The 18,642-nt window shown below is 64.1% G+C and carries 17 protein-coding genes; 7 read left to right on the plus strand and 10 right to left on the minus strand.

The features are described 5' to 3' along the window. Positions 1–81 precede the first annotated feature (81 nt). The 7 genes from NRS07_RS00350 (at position 82) to NRS07_RS00380 (ending at position 12,855) form a co-directional block, all read left to right on the plus strand. A complete protein-coding gene (locus NRS07_RS00350) occupies positions 82–2,016 on the plus strand; it encodes a prolyl oligopeptidase family serine peptidase (RefSeq protein ID WP_259209894.1) in 1,935 nt (644 codons plus the stop codon). Then, positions 2,013–6,116: a DEAD/DEAH box helicase gene (locus NRS07_RS00355; protein ID WP_259209895.1), complete on the plus strand. Its 4,104-nt coding sequence runs from the start codon at positions 2,013–2,015 to the stop codon at positions 6,114–6,116. Before NRS07_RS00350 ends, NRS07_RS00355 begins: the two co-directional genes overlap by 4 nt. Before the next feature lie 101 nt (positions 6,117–6,217). After that, positions 6,218–6,700: a hypothetical protein gene (locus tag NRS07_RS00360; protein ID WP_259209897.1), complete on the plus strand. Its 483-nt coding sequence runs from the start codon at positions 6,218–6,220 to the stop codon at positions 6,698–6,700. 141 nt (positions 6,701–6,841) lie between these two features. After that, the gene (locus NRS07_RS00365; protein ID WP_259209898.1) at positions 6,842–8,743 is read left to right on the plus strand and encodes a DUF885 domain-containing protein; all 1,902 of its coding nucleotides are present in this window, start codon (positions 6,842–6,844) and stop codon (positions 8,741–8,743) included. A 68-nt stretch (positions 8,744–8,811) separates the two neighbouring features. After that, the gene (gene rfbB / locus NRS07_RS00370; RefSeq protein ID WP_259209899.1) at positions 8,812–9,888 is read left to right on the plus strand and encodes a dTDP-glucose 4,6-dehydratase; all 1,077 of its coding nucleotides are present in this window, start codon (positions 8,812–8,814) and stop codon (positions 9,886–9,888) included. After that, positions 9,885–10,769, plus strand: a complete 885-nt coding sequence (rfbA, locus tag NRS07_RS00375) for a glucose-1-phosphate thymidylyltransferase RfbA (RefSeq protein WP_259209900.1) — start codon at positions 9,885–9,887, stop codon at positions 10,767–10,769. Before rfbB ends, rfbA begins: the two co-directional genes overlap by 4 nt. Before the next feature lie 349 nt (positions 10,770–11,118). Then, on the plus strand, positions 11,119–12,855 hold the full coding sequence (locus tag NRS07_RS00380; protein WP_259209901.1) for a PHB depolymerase family esterase: 1,737 nt from the start codon (positions 11,119–11,121) through the stop codon (positions 12,853–12,855). A 62-nt stretch (positions 12,856–12,917) separates the two neighbouring features. Here the strand turns inward: NRS07_RS00380 and tatC are convergent, their stop codons facing one another. The 10 genes from tatC to hisB form a co-directional block, all read right to left on the minus strand. Further along, positions 12,918–13,670, minus strand: a complete 753-nt coding sequence (gene tatC / locus NRS07_RS00385; RefSeq protein ID WP_259209903.1) for a twin-arginine translocase subunit TatC — start codon at positions 13,668–13,670, stop codon at positions 12,918–12,920. Next, complete coding sequence (gene tatB / locus NRS07_RS00390; RefSeq protein ID WP_259209904.1) at positions 13,671–14,180, minus strand: Sec-independent protein translocase protein TatB; 510 nt, start codon at positions 14,178–14,180, stop codon at positions 13,671–13,673. A gap of 9 nt (positions 14,181–14,189) precedes the next feature. Further along, positions 14,190–14,444, minus strand: a complete 255-nt coding sequence (gene tatA, locus NRS07_RS00395) for a Sec-independent protein translocase subunit TatA (RefSeq protein ID WP_259209906.1) — start codon at positions 14,442–14,444, stop codon at positions 14,190–14,192. 119 nt (positions 14,445–14,563) lie between these two features. Beyond that, on the minus strand, positions 14,564–14,938 hold the full coding sequence (locus NRS07_RS00400) for a histidine triad nucleotide-binding protein (RefSeq protein WP_259209908.1): 375 nt from the start codon (positions 14,936–14,938) through the stop codon (positions 14,564–14,566). Between the two features lie 130 nt (positions 14,939–15,068). Further along, positions 15,069–15,410, minus strand: coding sequence for a phosphoribosyl-ATP diphosphatase (locus NRS07_RS00405; protein WP_259209911.1), 342 nt, complete (start codon positions 15,408–15,410; stop codon positions 15,069–15,071). After that, entirely contained in the window at positions 15,407–15,811 is a 405-nt protein-coding gene (gene hisI, locus NRS07_RS00410; RefSeq protein WP_259209913.1) for a phosphoribosyl-AMP cyclohydrolase, read from the minus strand. Before hisI ends, NRS07_RS00405 begins: the two co-directional genes overlap by 4 nt. Then, complete coding sequence (gene hisF / locus NRS07_RS00415; RefSeq protein WP_259209914.1) at positions 15,808–16,569, minus strand: imidazole glycerol phosphate synthase subunit HisF; 762 nt, start codon at positions 16,567–16,569, stop codon at positions 15,808–15,810. Before hisF ends, hisI begins: the two co-directional genes overlap by 4 nt. 5 nt (positions 16,570–16,574) lie before the next feature. Next, on the minus strand, positions 16,575–17,351 hold the full coding sequence (hisA, locus tag NRS07_RS00420; RefSeq protein WP_259209916.1) for a 1-(5-phosphoribosyl)-5-[(5-phosphoribosylamino)methylideneamino]imidazole-4-carboxamide isomerase: 777 nt from the start codon (positions 17,349–17,351) through the stop codon (positions 16,575–16,577). 28 nt (positions 17,352–17,379) lie between these two features. Continuing rightward, positions 17,380–18,021, minus strand: coding sequence for an imidazole glycerol phosphate synthase subunit HisH (hisH, locus tag NRS07_RS00425; RefSeq protein WP_259209918.1), 642 nt, complete (start codon positions 18,019–18,021; stop codon positions 17,380–17,382). Between the two features lie 9 nt (positions 18,022–18,030). After that, positions 18,031–18,621, minus strand: coding sequence for an imidazoleglycerol-phosphate dehydratase HisB (gene hisB, locus NRS07_RS00430; RefSeq protein ID WP_259209921.1), 591 nt, complete (start codon positions 18,619–18,621; stop codon positions 18,031–18,033). Between the last annotated feature and the right edge of the window lie 21 nt (positions 18,622–18,642).

Consider the following 18,642-nt stretch of genomic DNA (forward strand, 5'->3'; position numbering starts at 1 on the left):
AGTAAGACAGAAGGAAACGCCTATTATCGCATCCCCGGGGCCGCACTTATAATGCGATTCCAGTCTATGAAAGAACCCGCCATGACCAAACAGCAAGCATCTTGCGGCACGTGGACCTCCCCGATCAGCGCCGCTGTCGTCGCCGCCGGCGCCACCCCGCTGGCATCCTTGACGCTCGACGGCGCCAATCTTTACTGGCTGGAAGGACGCGCCAGCGAGGCCGGGCGCTCGACGCTGGTGGGCAGCACCGGGGAATTGACGCCGGCGCCGTTCAACGTACGCAGCAAGGTGCACGAATACGGCGGCGGCGCGTATGCGGTGGCCGGCGGCGTCGCCTGGTTTTCCAACCATGCCGATGGCCGCCTGTACCGGGTAGAGGCGGGCGGCGCGCCGGTCGCGCTCACGCCTGACAACGCCCATCGCTATGCCGACTTCGTCGTCGACGCCGGGCGCCAGCGCCTGGTGACGGTGCGCGAAGACCATTCTTGCGGCGGCCACTACCCGATCAATACGATTGCCGCCATCGGCTTCGACGGCCTGGAAACCGTGCTCGTGGACGGCAACGACTTCTATGCCGCGCCGCGCATCTCGCCGGACGGCCGCCAGCTCGCCTGGCTGTGCTGGGACCACCCGCGCATGCCCTGGGAAGGCACCGAACTGTGGCTGGCCGATATCCTGCAAGACGGCAGCCTGGCCAATGGCCGGCTGGTGGCAGGTGGGCCGCAGGAATCGATCTGCCAACCCGAATGGTCGCCCGGCGGCCTGCTGCACTTCGTCTCCGATCGCACTGGCTGGTGGAATCTGTACCGCTACGAGCATGGCGTGGTGCACGCCCTGTGCCCGCGGGCGGCCGAATTCGGCGCTCCGCACTGGAACTTCGGCGGCTCGCTGTACGGTTTCCGTTCCGAGCACGAGATCGTCTGCGCCTATGTCGAAAACGGCGTCAGCAAGCTGGCGCGCCTGCACGGCGGCGAACTGATCGATATCGCCACGCCTTACCAGGAAGTCCGCGAACTGCGCGTGAATGCCGTGTCGGTGGCACTACTGGGCGGCGCGCCGACGATCGCGCTGGAACTGGCCCGGATCGACCTCGACACTGGCACGCACGCCGTGCTGGCCCGCTCGATTGGCGCGCTGCCACCGGCCGGCTTCCTGTCGGTCCCGCGCAGCATCGGCTACCCGAGCGCGAATGGACGCACCGCTTACGCCTTCCACTATCAGCCGGCCAATGCCGATTTTGCGCCAGCGGCGGGCGAACTGCCGCCGCTGATCGTCATCGGCCACGGCGGCCCCACCGGCATGGCCACCAGCACCCTCAAGCTGGCAACCCAATTCTGGACCAGCCGTGGCTTCGCCGTACTCGACGTGAATTATGGCGGCAGCACCGGTTTCGGGCGCGCCTACCGCGACCTGCTCAAGGGCCAGTGGGGCGTGATCGACGTCGAAGATTGCGTGGCCGGCGCGCGCTATCTGGCCGAACAGGGCCTGGCCGACCCGCAACGCCTGCTGGTGCGTGGAAGCAGCGCCGGTGGCCTGACCACGCTGTGCGCGCTGGCCTTCCACGACGTGTTCAAGGCCGGCGCCTGCTATTACGGCGTGTCCGACCTGGCCGGACTCGATGCCGACTCGCACAAGTTCGAATCGCACTACAACCAGTACCTGATCGCGCCACCGGAACGTGCCGACGCCGTGTACCGCGAACGTTCGCCAATCCACCACACCGACAAGCTGGACCGCCCGATGATCTTCTTCCAGGGCCTGGACGACATGGTGGTGCCGCCGCAGCAATCCGAGACCATGGTCGAGGCGCTGCGATCGCGCAAGCTGCCGGTGGCTTACATTACCCTCGAGGGCGAAGGCCACGGCTTTCGCAAGCCCGATTCCGTGGTGCGCACGCTCGAAGCGGAGTGGTATTTTTACCTGCGCGTGTTCAGGCTCCCTATCCCCGCAGGCTTGCCCGCGGTGCACATCGATAACCTGTCCGAGAAACTGCCCGCGAAACTGCCGCCTGCATGACCCCGACTGAACCAGACCCGGGCGAGCACGCGATCCTGGCCTTGCTGGCGCTGGCCGGCGAGCCGATGGGCCGCCAGCGCATTCTCGAACACCTGATGGCCGCCGGCTTGCCGCTGCCGCCCGAGCAATGGGCGGCCGAGCTGGAACGCCTGCGCGCTGCAGGACTGGTGACCGACATGGTTGGGCGCGGCTTTTCCATTGCCCCTGCCGCGGCCTGGCCGGCGCTGGTCATGGCGCTCGATACCGGATTGTTCCTCGCCTTGCAAGCTGCCTACGAGCGCGTGACCCCGTTGCGGCGCGACTGGCAGGGTACGCCGGTGCTGCGCAGTTACCGCCAGGGCCTGGCGCTGCTGCGCATTGCCCTGCTCACGCGCGAAAGCCCGGCGGTGGTGGCGCCGCTGCTGGCCGCCTGCCTGCGCTGCCACGAAGCGTCTTATTTGCACCCGCTGGTCGAGGTCTGCGCCCGGCCCTTCGATGCGGCCATCCTGGACTACCTCCATCCGTCGCTGGTGGACGGCGTGCTGGCTACCCTGGTGCAGCACACCCAGCGCGAGCCGGAGATGGCCCCGGTCATCCGCGCCGCCGCCGAAGCGCAGGTCGACCCGTCGGTCGCGCTGCGCCTGGCGCTGGGCGAGCACCTGATCCTGTGCGCTCGCCTGGACGATGCTTTTTCATTACTGGCTGAGGTCGACGACGCGGCCGGCCTGTTTTTGCGTAACGCCATTGCGCTGCTGCGCGACGACGCCGATATCGCCCTGCCCGGCATCGAGGCGGCCCTCAAAGCGCTACGCCGCGAAACCGGCAAGCGCAAGGCCATCTTCGAGGGCATCGGCGCCCACCTATACCTCGCCGCCCTCTTGCGCAGCAACCAGCCAGTCCAATTGAAACTGGCCGACGCCTGGCTCGACATCGCCACCCGCGCGGTGCAGCGGCCTGATACGGCCGTGGTTTTCCAGCTCAGCATGCTGCAAGAAATCCGGCGCGGCACGGTGGACGCCGAGGTGCTGGCGTCGCGCAACTGGGAGATGGCGCTCGAGCCGTTTACCTTTCGCGCGCTCATGCACCACTGGCTCGGCCTGCCGCAGCTTCAAGCCAAGCGCAAGGAGATCGAGGACATGCTGGCGCAGTCCGAGCGCGCCGGCTTCGATTTGCTATCGGCCACGTTGGCGGCGCTGCTCGGCCAGCTCGGCTACGTTGGCCAGGAAGCCTATGCCAGCGAACTGCGAAAAAAGCACCGCTTCACCGATCTGACCCACTGGTTCGAGCGCGAGGAGCCCTGGGAGCGCCAGCTCAATGCCCTGATCAACCTGCAGCCGGCGCTCAATACCGAAGTGGTGCGCGAGTCGCGCCTGGTCTGGTTGATCCGCTACGACGAGCGCATGGGCGTGCAGGTGCTGGAGCCGCGCGAGCAAAAGCGCGACGCCCAGGGCGGCTGGAGCCGCGGCCGCGCCGTTGGCCTGAAACGCCTGGCCGACGACGCCGCGGCGCTCGACTTTCTGAGTGCGCAGGACGTGGCGGTGGCGGCGTCCATCGGTGGGCGCCGCTACTACGGCAGCACCGGTATCCGCTTCGAATTCGAACTGGACAAGGCGCTGGCCGCGCTGGTTGGCCATCCGCTGCTGTTCTGGATGGACTCGCCCGGCACACGCGTGGAACTGCTGCCGGGCGAGCCGGAGCTCCTGGTCAAGGCGCGCGGCGGCAAGGTCTCGATTACCCTGCACCCGGCGCCGGGCGACCAGGACGGCGACGTGATCGTCACCCGCGAGACGCCGACCCGCCTGCGCCTGGTGCGCATCCTCGAGGAGCACCGCCGCATCGCCGCCATCGTCGGCGCAGGATTGGAGGTGCCGGTGCAAGCCGAGCGCCGCGTGCTGCGTGCGATCAGCGCGATCTCGGGGATCGTCACCGTGCAGTCGGATATCGGCGCCAGCCCGGATGACATCGAGCAGGTGACGGCCGACCCGCGCCTGCACCTGCACCTGCGCCCCTACCAGCAAGGCTTGCGCCTGCAGATCCTGGTGCGTCCGCTGCCTGCCAGCGGCGCCTATTACGCGCCTGGCACTGGCGGCGACAATGTCATTGGCGACGTCGATGGCGTACGCACCGAAGCCAAACGCGACCTGAACGCGGAGCGCGAGGCCGAGCGCGCTCTGGTAGGTGCCTGCCGTGCCCTCGAGCAGGGAGAACTGGACCATGGCGAATGGCTGCTCGGCCAGCCCTTGCTCTGCCTGGAATTCGTCGAGGAGCTGCGCAATCTGGACTCCGACAAGGTGGTGGTGGCCTGGCCCGAAGGCGAGAAATTCCGCGTGGCGAAACGCGCGAATGCCAAATCGGTGCGGGTCCAGATCCGGCGCGACAAGGACTGGTTCGCAGCCAGTGGGGAAGTCGTGATCGACGAGAACCGCGTGATGGACCTGGGCGCGCTGCTGGCACGCATGCGCGAAGAGAAGAGCCGTTTCGTGGCCCTGGGCGAGAACGAATACCTGGCGCTGAGCGACGAGCTGCACCGCCGCCTGTTGGAATTGGCCGACTACGGCAGCCTGGTGGGGGACGAGCTGCGAGTGCATCCGCTGGCGAGCTTCTCACTGGCCGAGCTGGCACGCGATTGCGGCAGCGTGGCAGCCGACGAAGAATGGCGCAAGCACCTCGAGCGCATGGTCGCCAGCGAAGCCTTCACGCCCGCGCTGCCCTCGACCCTGCAGGCCGAGCTGCGCGACTACCAGCGCGAAGGTTTCGAGTGGCTCGCGCGCCTGGCCCACTGGGGCGTGGGCGCCTGTCTGGCCGACGACATGGGACTGGGCAAGACGCTGCAGGCGCTGGCCCTGCTCCTGATGCGCGCGCCCGCTGGCCCGGCCCTGGTAGTGGCCCCGACCTCGGTCTGCCTGAACTGGATCGCCGAAGCCGAGCGCTTTGCGCCGACGCTGAACCTGGCACTGTTCGGACCGGGCGACCGCGCAGCGATGCTAGACCAGGCAGGCCCTTTCGACGTGGTCGTGGTGAGCTATGGCCTGCTGCAACTGGAGGCGGCCTCGTTCGCCAGGCGCCCGTGGCACAGCATCGTGCTGGACGAAGCGCAGGCGATCAAGAACATGCACACCAAGCGTTCGCAGGCCGTGATGGCCCTGACCGGCGATTTCCGCATGGTGGCCACCGGCACCCCGCTGGAAAACCAGCTGGGCGAGTTGTGGAACCTGTTTCGGTTTATCAATCCGGGCTTGCTGGGCAGCGCCGACCAGTTCCAGCTGCGGTTTGCCGGCCCGATCGAGAAAGCCCAGGACAAGCGTGCCGAAGCCGGTGCGCGCATGCGCCTGCGGCGGCTGACGCAGCCCTTCATCCTGCGCCGCACGAAAGCGCAAGTGCTGAGCGAACTGCCGCCGCGCACCGAGATCGTGCTGCCGGTCGACCTGACCCCGGACGAAAGCGCGCTGTACGAATCGCTGCGGCGCCAGGCGCTCGACAAGCTGGCCGCGCTCGAAGCTCCCGAGAACCAGAAATCGATCGAGATCCTGGCCCAGATGATGCGGCTGCGCCGCGCCTGCTGCAATCCCGAACTGGTGGCGCCGGGCGCCGGTATCGCCAGCAGCAAGCTGGCGGCCTTTGCACATCTGGTCGACGGCCTGCTGGAAAACAGGCACAAGGCGCTGGTGTTCAGCCAGTTCGTCGACCACCTGAGTTTGATCCGCAAGTATCTGGATGAGAAAAACATCCCCTACCAATACCTCGACGGTTCCACCCCGATCCAAGAGCGCAAACGCCGGGTAGACGCTTTCCAGGCCGGCGCGGGCGAGCTGTTCCTGATCAGCCTGAAGGCGGGCGGCGTCGGCATCAACCTGACCGCGGCCGACTACGTCATCCACATGGACCCGTGGTGGAATCCGGCGGTGGAAGACCAGGCCTCGGACCGGGCCCACCGCATGGGCCAGCTGCGGCCAGTGACCATTTACCGGCTGGTGGCGCGCGGCACCATCGAAGAAGGCATCGTTGAACTGCACCACCGCAAGCGTGGCCTGGCCGACAGTCTGCTGGAAGGCACCGACATGGCGGCACGCCTGTCGCCGGGCGAGATGCTGGCGATGCTCAGGCAGGGCATGGCGGCGTAACGCGCGGCAGGAAGGCTGTCCGCGCTACGGCAAGATCCACAGGCTGGCGCAGCCGCGCATTCCATGTGATCATGCCGCCTTTTACAGCAGGGTTAGCGCACATGGAACTGGACAAAGCGGCAACGACGGCGCAAGCCCATGTCATCGGCGTCAAATCCTGGGTGGCATACAGCGGCGTGGTCGCCCTGGCCGTGGTGCTGCTTGGCGGCGCGCTGCGGCTGGCCTTCTTGTGGAGTGACCTGGCCGCGGCAGGCGTGCTGGCCGTATCGGCCATACTGCTTGCCTACCAATTCCTGCGGGTGCGCAACGTGCAGCTGTACTACGACGACGTCGGCGTCTGGGTGCATGCGGGTGTTTTTCCCTGGGCGAAGGGCGTCAGCGGCGTGAAGTGGCGCGATATCGACGAGGCGACCTATGTCAATGGCTTCATCAGCTGGGCCACCCGTTCGTACACCGTGCGCATCCGGCACCGCTTCACCACGCACAGCGAGATCGTCCTGCACAATATCGCGGGCGGCCGCCGGGCGGTCGAAACGATCAACGCCATCCACCAGGACATGATTCGCAGCGGCGGTATCGATTGAGCGTGGAATAGACCGGCACCACGTGTCGGAATGTTTCAGCGGTGCGCAAGCGGCCTGAATGGTGCTACTCTTCTTGCGCCCCGCTTTGCGCTTGCCGCGCAAACGACGCCTGGCTTTATATTTTTGCAGGGTTCGAACAGAATGATGAAAACGAAAATCGCGCTGGCTGTGCTGCTGGCGAGTTTCGCACTGACGCCCGTCAGTGCCAAGACCACCAAGCCCTCCAAGGGCAAGGCGAAAGCCGGCAAGGTGGTCAAGTCGACAGCGTCCGACAAGCGCAAGAAGGCGCCTGTCAAGAAGGCCGCCATGGCGGCGGCGGCGGCCGCGCCGGTAGCGGCAGCGGCCGCCCCGGGTGCCGCCACGTCTGAAAAACGCCTGGACCGCCGCTTCGACACCATGAGCATGCAGTACGTGACCGCGCTGTGGCGGCTCGATCCGGAAGGCGGCATCTATGTCGGCAAGTTCGATCATGCCGCCAACCTGACCCTTCCCGACGCCGCCACCCGCGCCCGCAAATTTGCCTTCGCCACCGAATGGCGCGAGAAGTTCGGCAAATTGGACGTGCGCCAGCTCTCGCCGCGCCAGCGCACCGACCTGGCCCTGCTGGTGAACAAGCTCGACAAGGACCGCTGGCACCTGAGCACCTGGCGCGAGCACGAGTGGAATCCCTCGATGCACAATATCGCCCAGCCGCTCGACCTGATCCTCAATACCGACTATGCGGCCAAGCCGCAGCGCCTGCGCACCATCCTCAAGCGCCTGGCCAATGTGCCGGCCTATTACGATGCGGCGCAGGCATCGATCGTCAACCCGACCCGCGAACACACCCAGCTTGCCATCGGCCAGGCGCCGGGAACCCTGGCGGTGCTGGCCGACCTGGGCAAGGCGGCCCAGGAATCGATCCTGACTGCCCAGGAAAAAGCCCTGTTCGCGCGGCGCGTGGCAAACGCCGGCAGCGCGGTGCTGGGTTATGTGGATTTCTTGATTACGCAGGACAAGCGCATGACGACCGGTGCCACCACGCCGCGTCCTTTCCGCGCCGGCAAGAGCCTGTACGAGCAGAAGTTCGCGCTCGAGATCGCCTCGTCGAGCAGCGCCGAGCAGACCTTCCGCAAGGCGCTCGCCACCCGCGAGGAGCTGCTCACCCGGATGGACACGATCTCGGACGAACTCTGGCCACGCTACATGGCTGGCGTGAACAAGCCGCGCGAGCGCTTCCAGAAGATCGGCATGTTGATCGACAAGCTCTCGGCCCGCCACGTCGCGCGCGAGAACTTCTTGCCCGAGATTCGCCGCCAGATTCCGCTGCTGCACAAGTTCGTCACCGAGCGCGACTTGCTGACCCTGGATGCCGACAAGCCGCTGGAAGTGCGCGAAACGCCGATGTACCAGCGCGGGGTGGCCGGCGCCAGCATCGATGCGCCGGGTCCCTATCGCCCCAAAGACAAGACGTATTACAACGTCACTCCGCTCGATGGCCTGAGCCCGCAGCAGGCCGAGAGCAGCCTGCGCGAGTACAACGAATGGATCCTGCAGATCCTGAACATCCACGAAGCCATCCCCGGCCATTATGCGCAGCTGGTCCATGCCAATCGTTCGCCCTCGCTGGTCAAGTCGCTGTTCGGTAACGGCGCCATGGTCGAAGGCTGGGCCGTCTACGGCGAGCGCATGATGCTGGAGAACGGCTATGGCGACAACGCGCCCGAGATGTGGCTGATGTACTCGAAGTGGAACCTGCGCAGCGTCACCAACACCATCCTCGACTACAGCGTGCACGTGCTGGGCATGCAGCAGCCAGAGGCGATCGACTTGCTGGTGCGCCAGGCTTTCCAGACCCGCCAGGAAGCCGACGAGAAGTGGCGCCGCGTGACGCTGACATCGGTGCAGCTGACCAGCTACTACAGCGGCTACGAGCAGATCATGGAACTGCGCGAACGCCGCAAGCAGCAACTGGGCGAGCGCTTCAACCTGAAGGAGTTCCACGACCAGTTCCTCAGCTACGGCAATGCGCCGGTCAAGATGATTTCGGAACTGATGCAGTAACGATCGCCCTGCGACCGTTTCATCGAGCATGCCGGGTTCCCTGTAAAACCAATGCGTAAGGCCTTACGATGATTCTAGTAACCGGTGGCGCAGGATTCATTGGTTCGAATTTTGTCCTGGATTGGCTTGCCGGTTCCGACGAGCCGATTGTCAACCTCGACAAGCTCACTTATGCCGGAAACCTGGACAACCTGCAGTGCCTGCAGGACGATCCGCGCCATGTTTTTGTGAAGGGCGATATCTGCGACCAGCAGCTCGTGTCCACGCTGCTGGCGCGTCACCAGCCGCGCGCCATTGTCCATACTGCGGCAGAAAGCCACGTCGACCGGTCGATTCACGCACCCGCGGCCTTTATCCATACCAATATCAACGGAACCTTCACGATGCTCGAGGCGGCGCGCGCCTATTGGGCCGGCCTGTCCGGCGCCGCACGCGCGCAGTTTCGCTTCATTCACATGTCGACCGACGAAGTCTACGGAACGCTGGAGCGCGACGATCCGGCCTTTGCGGAGACGACCGCTTACCAGCCCAATAGTCCCTACGCCGCGAGCAAGGCGGCGTCGGACCACCTGGTGCGCTCTTACCACCATACCTATGGCTTGCCGACCCTGACGACAAATTGTTCCAACAACTACGGTCCTTATCATTTTCCTGAAAAGCTGATTCCGCTGGTCATTGCCAATGCCCTGGCAGGCAAGCCGATTCCCGTCTACGGTGACGGCCAGCAAATCCGCGACTGGCTGTATGTGGGCGACCATTGTTCGGCGATCCGTACGGTCCTGGCGCGGGGCCGGGCCGGCGCGACCTATAACGTGGGCGGCCGCAACGAAAAAACCAATCTCGCGGTCGTGCATACGCTGTGCGACATGCTCGACCAGCTGGCGCCACGTGCATCGGGCAGTTATCGCGAGCAAATCGCTTTTGTTGCCGATCGCCCTGGCCACGATCGCCGCTATGCGATCGACGCCACCAGGATCGAGCGCGAGCTCGGCTGGAAACCGGCAGACACGTTCGAGACCGGCATTCGCAAGACGGTCCACTGGTATCTCGACAATAGCGAGTGGGTGGCCCGGGTGCAATCCGGCGCTTACCTGGACTGGCTGGACCAGAACTACGCGGGCCGCGCACTGGAGAACCGCACATGACGCTTGCCACCCAGCGCAAGGGCATCCTGCTGGCCGGCGGTTCGGGCACCAGACTCTATCCGGTCACGGCCACCGTGTCCAAGCAGCTGCTTCCTGTCTACGACAAGCCGCTGATCTATTACCCGCTTAGTACCATGATGCTGGCCGGACTGCGCGACATGCTGATCATTTCCACGCCCCACGACCTGCCCCGCTTCCAGGAACTACTGGGAGACGGCCAGCAATGGGGATTAAACCTGAGCTATGCGATGCAGCCTGCGCCCGAGGGACTGGCGCAGGCGTTTTTAATCGGCCGCGAGTTCGTGGGCAACGCTCCCTGCGCGCTGGTGCTTGGCGATAATATTTTCTATGGCACCGACCTGCAGGCAAAACTAACGGCCGCGAACGCGCGCCAGCAGGGCGCCACCGTGTTTGCGTACCACGTGCAAGATCCTCAACGCTATGGTGTTGTTGAATTCGACGCCGAGCGCCGCGCCGTGAGTATCGAAGAAAAGCCGGAACATCCCAAGTCCAACTTTGCGGTCACCGGCCTGTACTTTTACGATAACACTGTCTGTGACATCGCCGCCGCTATCCGTCCGTCGCCGCGTGGCGAACTGGAAATCACCGACGTCAACCGGGAGTACCTGCGCCGTCAGCAATTGCAGGTCGAGCGGATGGGCCGTGGAACGGCATGGCTCGATACCGGCACGCCGGACTCGCTGCTTGAAGCGGGGCAGTTTATCGCCACCATAGAAAAGCGGCAGGGCTTGAAAATCTGCTGCCCGGAAGAGATCGCATTCAACCAGGGCTATATCGACGCCGAACAACTTCTACGCCTGGCGCATCCACTACGCCACAGTGCTTATGGGCATTATCTGACCCGACTCGTCCAGGGTTGAGCCAGCGCCAGCTGACCTCGCCTGCGAGGTCGGATTGATGCGGTGATAATGTGTTGATATTGCACAAGCGCATTGCTGTGCAAATGCGCACAAGCATCGTGCTCGCACGCCTGCTTGTGCGCACTTTCTTCGGGTCTAGAATGGTAGTGGACTCGCGCTAACGCGAGCGCTCACAACAACCACAAGCTGGAGACATCCCCCCATGAACTTCCTTCCTTCGCCGTCGTCTTAGCACACCGGCCGCCTTTCGCTCTTGTTTCACCGATTGCCGGTCACGAACGGGCGCAGCCATCTCGCACCTGCCATTTCCGGTCCTGCAGTGCTTGCAACGAACAGAACGGAGACTTCAATGGCATTCCTTCTCAAACAGGTGGCGGCCGCGGCCGCCTGCATGGCGCTCGCCGCGCCGGCATCGGCACAACTTCAGGCCGGACCCGGTACCTGGAGCGCGAACCAGACCTGGGCCACCGATACCACCAACGGCGGCGCCCTCACCGGCTATTACTACTGGCCCTCGAGCGCCCCCACATTGGCCGGAAAACGCGCGCTGGTACTGGTACTGCACGGCTGCGCCCAGACCGCGGCCAACGACGTGATCCAGGGAACCGGCGACGCCGGCTATAACTGGAAAGCGGCAGCCGACCAGTACGGCGCCGTCATCCTGGCGCCAAATGCGACTGGCAACCTGTATGGCGCGCACTGCTGGGACTGGGCCGCTACCAACCGCAGCCGCAGCTACGGCCACAATGCGGTGCTGCTGGACCTGATCAACCGCTTCGTCAGCAATCCGCAATATGCGATCGACCCCAAGCAGGTGTATGTCACTGGCCTGTCCTCGGGCGGCGCCAAGACGATGGTGATGGGCTGCGTGGCGCCGGACATCTTCGCCGGGATCGGCATCAACGCCGGCCCGTCGCCGACGGTATCGAGCTCGCAGATTTCATCGGTTCCGGCGGGCACGACATCGACCAGTGTGGCCAACAGCTGCACGGCGTGGGCAGGCACGAATGCCAGCCAGTTCCAGACCCAGGTCGCGAGCGTCATCTGGGGCACCAACGACTACGTGGTGGGCCAGGCCTATGGCCCGCTGAACGCGGCTGCGATGCGCCAGGTGTATGGCGGCACCTACACCAAGGGCAGCACCACCAGCGTGCCGACTGGCGGCAGCAATGTGCCCTATAAAGACGCCAACGGCAAGCTGCGCACCTCGGAAATCGTGGTCACTGGCATGGCCCACGCGTGGCCGGCGGGCACCGGTGGCCAAAACAGCAATTACGTCGACGCCACCAAGGTCAATTACCCGGCTTTTGTCATGGACTTCTGGTTCAAGAACAACCTGCGCGCGGCGCAGGCGGCGCCGCCCGCAATGAACTCGTGCAGCGCCAGTGTCTCGGGATCGACGGTCACGGTCACCGGTGCGGCGAGCGACGCTGCAGGCGCCATCGGCAGCTACCACGTGGTGCTCAATGGCCCGACCCCGGTCAACGATAGCGCAGCCGGCAGCGGGGCCAGCTTCAGCAAGGCCTATGCATCGCGCGCGGATGGCTATTACTCGGGGTCTGTCACTGCCAGCAACAACACGACCGGGCTGACTTCGGGTACCTGCGCGATCTCGCAGTTCCTGGTCGGCAGCGCGCCGGCGCTGCAGCCTCCGGCCGGGCTGACGATCGGTGCCCGCACCGCCAGCAGCATCGCGCTATCGTGGAACGCTTCCAGCGGCGCCATCGGCTACAACGTCTACCGCAACGGCGCCAAGGTCAACGGCGCCGCGCTGACGGTTACCGGCTATACCGACGGTGGCCTGGTGGCCTCGACCAGCTACACCTACCAGGTATCGGCACTCGGTAACGGCGGCGTGGAAAGTGCGAAATCTGCCAGCGTCGCCGGATCGACCACGTCCGGTTTCGTGTGCACCACGACCACTGCCAGCAACTACGCGCACGTGACGGCAGGACGCGCGCATAACAGCGGCGGCTATGCGCTGGCCAACGGGTCGAACCAGAACATGGGCTTGTACAACACCTACTACAGCTCGACGCTGGCGCAGACCTCGAGCGGGTATTACGTGATCGGAAATTGCCCGTAACGATAGCGCCAGCAATGGCGCCAGTCCCCGCCCGTCATCACCATGCGGGCGGGGATCTGGGTTCAGGCATCCTGCGGCGCGCGGGTAATGCGGGCGAACATCGGTGCGACCAGGATGCCCAGCTCATAGAGCAGGCACATCGGGATGGCCAGCGCCAGCTGGCTGACCACGTCCGGTGGCGTCACGATGGCGGCGATCACAAAGGCGCCAACGATCACGTACGAACGGATTTCCTTGAGCTTGGCAATGCTGACGATTCCCATGCGCACCAGGATCACCACCACCACCGGCACTTCGAAGGTAGCCCCGAAGGCCAGGCACATCGACATGACAAAGTCGAGGTAGTTCTCGATGTCGGGTGTCACGGCGATGGATTTGGGCGCGAACTCGCCGATGAACTGGAACACCCGGCCAAAGACAAAGAAATAACAGAAGGCGACGCCGCCAATGAACAGCAGCGACGACGAGATCACCAGCGGCAGCACCAGGCGTTTTTCGTGCGCATACAGGCCGGGCGCGACGAATGCCCACAGCTGGTAGAACACCCAGGGCAGCGCAATGATAAAGGCCAGCAGCAGCGTGACCTTCATCGGCACCAGGAAGGGCGAGATCACGCCGGTGGCGATCATGGTGGAACCGGCGGGCAGCGAGGCGACCATCGGCGCGGCCAGCAGGTCGTAGACCTGCGAGGGTCCCGGCCAGAAGAACAGCGCCGCGCAGGCAATGGCAATCCCGATCGACGCCTTGACCAGGCGGTCACGCAGTTCGACAAGGTGGGAAATGAAGGTGTCTTCGCCTGCGGCTTCTTCGGTCATTTAGAAAAACGAACTCTTGGATTTGCTGGAGCTTGGGCGGAACTTGCGCACGCGCGCCGCGCCCGACAGCACATGGGTCTTGCCGCCGTTGCGGTGCTTGTACCAGGTCGGCACGCTTGATGTGCGCACGAGCTTCTTGCGGCGGAAGTCGCGCGCCTTGCGTTCGATATCGCTCGTGCTGAGGAACGACGACGAAGAAGAACCGGAGTGCGCCGAGGTCGCCTCGCGTCCGTCCCATAGTGCCTCGACCTCGTCGACTTGGCTGGAAACCGAATGCTGGAAGTCGTCCTTGAACGATTGCGCGCTTTCGTGCACTTCTTTGTGCAGGTTGCGTAGCTCGTCGAGTTCGATTTCTCGGCTGACTTCGGATTTTACGTCGTGCAGGTAGCGCTGGGCGCGGCCATACAGCGTGCCGGCCATGCGCGCCACCTTCGGCAGCTTTTCAGGGCCGATGACGATCAGGGCGACAACGCCGATGATCGCGATTTTCGACAGTCCGAGATCGATCATGCCCGGCGATTAATGACGGGTCTTTTCGCGGGTTTCCACATCGATCGTGGACTTGTCGGCGACCTGTTGCGTGGTGGTGGTGGTCGTGGTGCCAGGAGCGCCAGCCTCGGCATTGGCCTTGTCTTCGTCACCCTTCACGCCATCCTTGAAGCCCTTGACCGCCTTGCCGAGGTCGCCACCGATACTGCCGATCTTTTTGGTGCCGAAAATCAACATCACGACGACCAGTACGATGACCCAGTGCCAAATACTCATTGAACCCATGTTTATCTCCTAGCAAGGCGCACGCGCCTGTAAATCGGAAAGCGTATGTTTTGAGTATACGCCATGCGGAAGCGTCTTGCCCCCATTAAAACTTGATCGCCTGCCGCGATGGCAAGCTGTCAGGTACCGAGGCCGCGCCAGGGGCGCTTGCCACCATAAACATGCATGTGCAGATGATAGACCTCTTGCCCGCCATCCGGTCCGGTATTGATGAGCGTCTTGAAGCCACCGCTGCGCTCGCCATTGCCGTTATTCGTTACGGCAATGCCATGCTCTTGCGCCAGCTGCGGCGCCAGCGCCAGCATCTTGCCCAGCACCGTCGCATGCTCGGCGCTGCAATCGGACAGCGTGGCCACGTGCTGCTTGGGGATGATCAGCAGGTGTACCGGGGCAGCCGGGTTGATGTCCTTGAACGCCAGCACTTCGTCGTCTTCGTAGACGATATTCGCCGGTATCTGTTTATCGACGATCTTGCAGAAAATGCAGTTGTCCATCTTGTCTCCAGATTGCTTGAGCGCGTTCCATTAGGAACCTTTGCATCGTACCAGTGCGCCACGATAAGAATATGGCCGCGAAAAACCGATTATGACACCGGTTACGCGTCTGGCAAGGGAAGGGACGCGCTTACTGAACCGGCCGGGACGCTTTTTCATCGATGCCCGAGACGCCTTCGCGGCGCCCGAGTTCGTCGATGACCTGCTGGGGGGTCAAGCCGAACTGGGCCAGCAGCACCATCGTGTGGAACCACAGGTCGGCGGTCTCGTACAGCACCTTGGCGGCGTCGCCCGAGACCCGCGCGTCCTTGGCGGCCATCACGGTCTCGGTGGCTTCCTCGCCGATTTTTTTCAGGATCGCATCGTCACCCTTGCTGAACAGCTTGGCGACATAGGAAACTGCAGGGTCGCCGCCATTGCCGGGCTTGCGCGATTCGATCACGGCCGCCACGCGGGCCAGAATGTCGCTCATGAGGGTTTCTTAGAGTAAATAGTGTCTGGATCTTGCAATACCGGATCCACCGCCTGCCAGTCTTCGCCGTCGAACTGCTGGTAAAAGCAGGAATGGCGCCCGGTATGGCAGGCGATGCCTCCCGCCTGCTCGATCTTGAGCAGCACCACGTCTTCGTCGCAATCGAGGCGCATTTCCACCACCCGCTGCGTGTGGCCGGACTCTTCGCCCTTGTGCCACAGCTTCTTGCGCGAGCGGCTCCAGTAGACGGCCTGCCCCAGCTCCACTGTCTTTGCGAGCGCGTCGCGGTTCATCCAGGCGAACATCAAGATGTCGCCGGTCGCCGCTTCTTGCGCGATCACGGGCACCAGGCCGTTCTCGTCCCAGCGCACCTTGTTAAGCCATTTGTGCGCCATGTTCATTCCAGCCGCATCGAAATGCCACGATCGAACATGTAGCGCTTGGCTTCGCCAACCGTGTGCTGACCGTAATGGAAGATACTGGCTGCCAGCACCGCGTCGGCATGACCTTCCAGGATGCCGTCGGCCAAGTCTTGCAGGCCGCCCACGCCACCCGAGGCAATCACGGAAATGCCGACCGCATCGGACACCGCGCGTGTCAGGCCCAGGTCGAAACCGACCTTGGTGCCGTCACGGTCCATCGAAGTGAGCAGCAGTTCGCCGGCCCCCAGCGCTTCCATCTTGCGCGCCCATTCGACCGCATCGAGCCCGGTCGCATTGCGGCCGCCGTGGGTGAATACTTGCCACTTGCCTGGTGCGACCTGCTTGGCGTCGATCGCCACCACGATGCATTGCGAACCGTGCTTTTGCGAAGCCTCGAAAACCAGCTGGGGGTTGGTCACGGCCGAAGTGTTCATCGACACCTTGTCGGCGCCGGCATTGAGCAGGCGGCGCACGTCTTCAACCTTGCGCACGCCGCCACCGACGGTAAGCGGAATGAACACGGTCGAGGCGACCGCTTCGATGATCGGCAGGATCAAGTCGCGACCGTCGCTCGAGGCGGTGATGTCGAGAAAGGTGAGTTCGTCGGCGCCTTGCCCATCGTAGCGGCGCGCGATCTCGACCGGGTCGCCGGCATCGCGCAGCTCGGTGAAATTGACGCCTTTTACGACACGGCCGCCGGTGACGTCGAGGCAGGGGATGATGCGTTTTGCGAGCATAGAGCTTAGGCCTGGGTGCCCTCGGTGAGTGCGTCGGCGCGTTCCTGCGCCGATGCCAGGTCGAGCGTGCCTTCGTAGATCGAACGCCCGCAGATCACGCCTTCGATGCCTTCGTCCTGCACCGCGCACAGCGCCTCGACGTCGGCCAGCACGTGCACGCCGCCCGAGGCGATGATCGGGATGCGCACGGCCTGGGCCAGCTTGACGGTGGCATCGATATTGACGCCGCCCATCATGCCGTCGCGGCCGATATCGGTGTAGACGATCGACTCCACGCCATAGCCTTCGAATTTCTTGGCCAGGTCGATGACTTCGTGGCCCGACATCTTGCTCCAGCCGTCGGTGGCGACCTTGCCGTCGCGCGCGTCCAGGCCAACGATGATCTGGCCCGGGAAGGCGCCACAGGCGTCGTGCAGGAAGCCCGGATTTTTCACCGCAGCGGTGCCGACGATGATGTAGCTGATGCCGTCGTCCAGGTAGCGCTCGATGGTGTCGAGGTCGCGGATGCCGCCGCCCAGCTGGACCGGGATTTCGTCGATGCCGTGTTCTTCGGCGTATTCCTGCACCACCTTCAGGATGGCCTTGACCGCCCCTTCGTTTTTCGGCTTGCCGGCGAAGGCGCCGTTCAGGTCGACCAGGTGCAGGCGGCGCGCGCCCTGCTTGAGCCAATGCAGGGCCATGTCGGCGGGATCTTCGGAGAACACGGTGGCGAGTTCCATGTCGCCCTGTTTCAGGCGAACGCAGTGACCGTCTTTCAGGTCGATGGCGGGGATCAGCAGCATGGTGATTGTCGGTAGGTGGAAGGAAAAATCAAGGAGCCCAGTGGACGAAATTGCGGTACAGGCGCAGGCCGGCGGCCGCGCTTTTTTCAGGGTGGAACTGGGTCGCGACCAGGTTGTCGCGCGCCACGGCGCAGGTGTACATACCGCCGTAGTCGGCTTCGCCGATGGTGTCGCTTGCGTCGTCGGGGGCCGCGTAATAGCTGTGCACGAAGTAGAAATAGCTGCCGTCCTCGACGCCGTCCCAGAGCGGGTGGGCCCGGGTCTGGCGCACGCGGTTCCAGCCCATCTGCGGCACCTTGAAGCGCGAACCGTCGGCCTGCAGCTTGCCATCGAGCTGGAAGCGCACCACCTTGCCTGGCAGTAGGCCCAGGCCCGGCGTGCCGTCGTTTTCTTCGCTTTCGTCGAACAGCATCTGCTCGCCGACGCATACGCCCATTACCGGTCGCGATTTGATTGCGCGTAGCAGCGCTTCTTCGGCGCCGGATTCGCGCAGGCTGCGCATGCAGTCGCGCATTGCACCCTGACCCGGCAGCACGATGCGGTCGGCCGCATCGATGTCCGCGGCCTGGTTCGACACCACGATATCGGCTTCGGGCGCGGCCGTGCGCAGCGCCTGCGCCACAGAACGCAGGTTACCTAGGCCATCGACCACCACAATTTTGTTCGTCATAGTCGATGCTTACAGGCTGCCCTTGGTCGACGGGATAATGCCGGCCGCGCGTTCATCGAGCGTGGTGGCCATGCGCAGCGCGCGCCCGAATGCCTTGAACACGGTTTCGCACTGGTGGTGCGCATTCACGCCGCGCAGGTTGTCGATGTGCAGGGTCACGCCGGCGTGGTTCACGAAACCGCGGAAGAATTCGCCGGTCAGGTCGACATCGAAGGTACCGATCATGGCGCGCGTCCAGGGGATGTGCATTTCCAGGCCCGGGCGGCCCGAAAAATCGATGACCACGCGCGACAAGGCTTCGTCCAGCGGCACATAGGAATGGCCATACCGGGTCATGCCCTTCTTGTCGCCCACAGCCTTGGCCACCGCCATGCCGAGCGTGATGCCGGTATCCTCGACGGTATGGTGGGCATCGATATGCAGGTCGCCGACGGCTTCGACTTCGAGGTCGAACATGCCGTGGCGCGCGATCTGGTCGAGCATGTGGTCAAGGAAAGGGACGCCGGTATTGAGCTTTTGGCGGCCGGTGCCGTCGAGATTGATCGCGACGCGAATCTGCGTCTCGTTGGTGTTGCGCGTGATGTCGGCAGTGCGGTTCATTGCTGGGTGCTCTTCCAGGTT

This window comes from Massilia sp. H6, assembly GCF_024802625.1.
GTDB lineage: Bacteria > Pseudomonadota > Gammaproteobacteria > Burkholderiales > Burkholderiaceae_D > Telluria.

Excerpts from the sequence above, each read along its gene's own strand:
- NRS07_RS00350 (WP_259209894.1), top strand. The coding sequence starts at position 82 with ATGACCAAACAGCAAGCATCTTGCGGCACGTGGACCTCCCCGATCAGC.
- NRS07_RS00355 (WP_259209895.1), top strand. The coding sequence starts at position 2,013 with ATGACCCCGACTGAACCAGACCCGGGCGAGCACGCGATCCTGGCCTTG.
- NRS07_RS00360 (WP_259209897.1), top strand. The coding sequence starts at position 6,218 with ATGGAACTGGACAAAGCGGCAACGACGGCGCAAGCCCATGTCATCGGC.
- NRS07_RS00365 (WP_259209898.1), top strand. The coding sequence starts at position 6,842 with ATGATGAAAACGAAAATCGCGCTGGCTGTGCTGCTGGCGAGTTTCGCA.
- rfbB (WP_259209899.1), top strand. The coding sequence starts at position 8,812 with ATGATTCTAGTAACCGGTGGCGCAGGATTCATTGGTTCGAATTTTGTC.
- rfbA (WP_259209900.1), top strand. The coding sequence starts at position 9,885 with ATGACGCTTGCCACCCAGCGCAAGGGCATCCTGCTGGCCGGCGGTTCG.
- NRS07_RS00380 (WP_259209901.1), top strand. The coding sequence starts at position 11,119 with ATGGCATTCCTTCTCAAACAGGTGGCGGCCGCGGCCGCCTGCATGGCG.
- tatC (WP_259209903.1), bottom strand. The coding sequence starts at position 13,670 with ATGACCGAAGAAGCCGCAGGCGAAGACACCTTCATTTCCCACCTTGTC.
- tatB (WP_259209904.1), bottom strand. The coding sequence starts at position 14,180 with ATGATCGATCTCGGACTGTCGAAAATCGCGATCATCGGCGTTGTCGCC.
- tatA (WP_259209906.1), bottom strand. The coding sequence starts at position 14,444 with ATGGGTTCAATGAGTATTTGGCACTGGGTCATCGTACTGGTCGTCGTG.
- NRS07_RS00400 (WP_259209908.1), bottom strand. The coding sequence starts at position 14,938 with ATGGACAACTGCATTTTCTGCAAGATCGTCGATAAACAGATACCGGCG.
- NRS07_RS00405 (WP_259209911.1), bottom strand. The coding sequence starts at position 15,410 with ATGAGCGACATTCTGGCCCGCGTGGCGGCCGTGATCGAATCGCGCAAG.
- hisI (WP_259209913.1), bottom strand. The coding sequence starts at position 15,811 with ATGAACATGGCGCACAAATGGCTTAACAAGGTGCGCTGGGACGAGAAC.
- hisF (WP_259209914.1), bottom strand. The coding sequence starts at position 16,569 with ATGCTCGCAAAACGCATCATCCCCTGCCTCGACGTCACCGGCGGCCGT.
- hisA (WP_259209916.1), bottom strand. The coding sequence starts at position 17,351 with ATGCTGCTGATCCCCGCCATCGACCTGAAAGACGGTCACTGCGTTCGC.
- hisH (WP_259209918.1), bottom strand. The coding sequence starts at position 18,021 with ATGACGAACAAAATTGTGGTGGTCGATGGCCTAGGTAACCTGCGTTCT.
- hisB (WP_259209921.1), bottom strand. The coding sequence starts at position 18,621 with ATGAACCGCACTGCCGACATCACGCGCAACACCAACGAGACGCAGATT.